Origin of the sequence: Pseudomonas sp. JH-2 (genome assembly GCF_036231725.1) — a bacterium.
Lineage (GTDB): Bacteria > Pseudomonadota > Gammaproteobacteria > Pseudomonadales > Pseudomonadaceae > Pseudomonas > Pseudomonas delhiensis.
The window spans coordinates 1-2,806 of the sequence record NZ_JAZAQP010000097.1 but is presented as its reverse complement, the minus strand read 5'-3'; the positions used below and the strand labels follow the sequence as shown (position 1 = coordinate 2,806).

The following is a 2,806-nucleotide window of genomic DNA, read 5'->3' as shown; positions in this document are numbered from 1 at the left end:
TCCGAGTGAGGCGGCATTCTACAGAGTGCCACCGCGTTGTCAACAGTTTTTTCTTTAAAAACTTGAGCTTAGCTCTTCGACAACGGCTTCTAGAAATTCCCCTTTCAGGTCCCCCCTTCGAAGCGGGCGCCATTCTATGCAAACTATTCGGCGGTTGCAACGCTTTTGCACGGCATTGTTTGCCTTTGCAATTCAGGGAAGTCCACGACCAACTGACGCAGCAGACTGTCGTCCGCCAGGCGCCGACTCTCGGGGGCGACCTGTACCCAGAACTCATGGCGGTTGCGCCCCAGTTCCCGCACCAGGGCGTCGTACCCGGCGGCCTTCAGGCGCTCGACGACCCCGTCGGCCGAATCCTTGCGCTGGAAGATTCCCAGGGAAATGCCGTCAGCGAGGTCACCCTCGGTGATGATGTAGCTGTCGATCTTGCGCGCCTGCAGTTCGCGCAGCTGCCAGAGCGAGGCCTGGCGCGATGCCAGGGGCGGCAGGTAGACCCAGTAGTCGGTCCCGGCGGCGGCGTCGACCTTCTGCCGGCTCACGTGCATGTCGAGACTGGTGAGGCGCTGCTCGAGCGCCCCGGCCCGGTTCTCGTCGGAAAAGGGGCCGAAGTAGAGGCATGCGCTCTCCTGCGCCGTTGGCGCCCCGGCCGCCTCCGACTGGCGTCGCTGCGCGGACTCCGGCGACTCGCTGAGCAGGCGGATGTTCTTCTGCTCGCTGCGGTACAGGCTCAGGGGCGCGATCTCCTTCGCCCGCAGGGGCGTCTGCTGCTGATGCCAGATGAAGTAGAAGGCGTTCAGCACCAGGAGGAACAGAAAGAACCAACGCATGAGGGGCACTACTCCAGCGGGCAGGCGATGGCCAGCCCGGTAAAGACCAGGTCGGGCAGGATCCGCGCCTGGGGCAGTTCGTCCTTGACCAACTCGGCATCTCCGCCGGTGAGGAACACGGCGCAGTCGCCGCCGAGCAGCTCGCGGGCCAGGTGATATTGCTCGCGCACGAAACCACGCAGCATCAGCAGGCAGCCCCGCTCCACCGCCTCGGCGGTCTCACGCCCCGGCGACAGCCCCTGCAGGGCTTCGCGAGCTGCAGCGTCGTCGTAGCGGATACGCCGGGTATGGGTGCGCAACTGGCTGCGCATCAAGGGCATGCCCGGGCAGATATAGCCCCCCAGGTGCTGCCCGGCCGCATCCACCAGGTCGGAGGTGACCGCGGTGCCCAGGTCCAGCACCAGGCACGCACCACCCGCCAGCTTGTAGCCGGCCACCAGGGCCACCCAGCGATCCAGGCCGAGCCGCTGGTATTCACGATAGCCATTGCGGACGCCGGCCAGGACCTCGGCCGGTTGCGCGATGCTGGCGACTATGCCGAAAGCGTCATTCAACGCCTGCACGAGCGATGCCGTTTCCTGTTCGCTCCGCACGCTGACCAGGCGGCAATGACGCAGCACGAGCCCCTCGCAGCCACGCAGCCGCTCGAGCAGCTCGGCGTCGGAGTCCGCGACGCCGAAGGCTACGGTCGTCAGCCCCGCGACGCGGATCACCCGCCATTTGATCAGGCTATTGCCACAGTCCAGTTCAAGAATCATCAGACAACCTCAGGCTCAACTCGCCCCCGCTGAAGCGGATTTCCACGCCATCGACCTCGAGGCGCAACGCCCCCTGCTCGTCGATCCCCAGCGTACGGCCGACGATACGTTTGGCAGCGGTCGAAAGCACGACATCGCGCCCCTGCCACAGATGGAAGGACTCCCACTCCCGCTGGCTGGCCGCGAAGCCCTGTTCGCGATGACGAGCCAGGTGCCACTCCAGCTCCTTGCTCAGCGCGGCGAGCAGTTCGTTGCGATCCACCGGACGCCCCGCAGCTTCGCGCAAGGACGTCCAGGGCTGGTCGATACCTTCCGCCGCGCGCATGTTCACATTGATGCCGATGCCGATGGCCACGCTGCACAGGTCCGCAGGGTCGCCGGTCAACTCCAGGAGGATGCCGGCCAGCTTCTTGCCGTCGAGCAGAATGTCGTTCGGCCACTTCAGGCCGACACCGGCAATACCGAGCGACTGGATGGCGCGTACCACGGCAAGGCCGACGACCAGGCTCAACCCCTCCAACTCCTTGGGCCCACCCCTCACGGAGATGCCAAGGGTGCAATAAAGGTTGGCACCGAACGGGCTCACCCAGGCGCGCCCACGCCGCCCCCGCCCCGCCGTCTGCCGCTCGGCCACTATGGCGAAGGGCGTGGCGGCGCCAGCATCCAGGCGGCGCATGACTTCGGCATTGGTCGAGTCGACCGAGAACAGCACGTCCAGCGGCCAGGGTGCCCCCACCCGCTGCGGCTCGATGGCCATCAGCGGCTCCGCCAGGCGATAGCCGCGACCGCGCACGGACTGCACTTCCAGCCCGAACTCGCTCTCCAGGCCCTGCAGGCGCTTCCAGACGGCACTGCGACTGACACCCAGCGCCGCCCCCAGCTCCTCACCGGAATGGAATCGACCATCGCCCAGCAATTTCAGCAATGTCTGCATATCGCGTCCCGCCACAATAAGGCACGCATGATATAGAGGCGCTTTCCGCTTGCCTATGCACTAGCGGCGAGCGAAACGACGGGAGACGCCCGGAATCGGGCAATGGGCCGGATAGAAATCGGAAAGACCGGAAGCAGGAGGAGCCGCTGCAGCTCCTGCAGGGTGAATAACCGTTCGCAGTTATCCGCCGGTGGGCCTGGCGCGGGGGCCGGCGGCGGATAACGCCTGGGGCGTTATGCGCCCTACGATGCTTGCCAGCGGCAGCGGTATTTCGGTCAGACGTAGGG

The 2,806-nt window shown here is 65.8% G+C and carries 3 protein-coding genes; all 3 read right to left on the bottom strand.

Features of this window, described 5'->3' with window-relative positions; translation table 11 throughout:
• Positions 1–143 precede the first annotated feature (143 nt).
• Genes VV867_RS30730 through birA form a run of 3 tightly spaced genes read right to left on the bottom strand, consistent with a single transcriptional unit; the run spans position 144 to position 2,519 of the window.
• The gene (locus VV867_RS30730) at positions 144–827 is read right to left on the bottom strand and encodes an SPOR domain-containing protein (protein WP_109935174.1); all 684 of its coding nucleotides are present in this window, start codon (positions 825–827) and stop codon (positions 144–146) included.
• An 8-nt stretch (positions 828–835) separates the two neighbouring features.
• A complete protein-coding gene (locus VV867_RS30725; RefSeq protein ID WP_328568418.1) occupies positions 836–1,585 on the bottom strand; it encodes a pantothenate kinase in 750 nt (249 codons plus the stop codon).
• Positions 1,575–2,519 carry a bifunctional biotin--[acetyl-CoA-carboxylase] ligase/biotin operon repressor BirA gene (gene birA / locus VV867_RS30720; protein WP_275627806.1) on the bottom strand — a complete coding sequence of 315 codons (945 nt, stop codon included), beginning with the start codon at positions 2,517–2,519 and terminating at the stop codon, positions 1,575–1,577. The genes VV867_RS30725 and birA overlap by 11 nt, the downstream gene beginning before the upstream one ends.
• Positions 2,520–2,806: the final 287 nt, after the last annotated feature.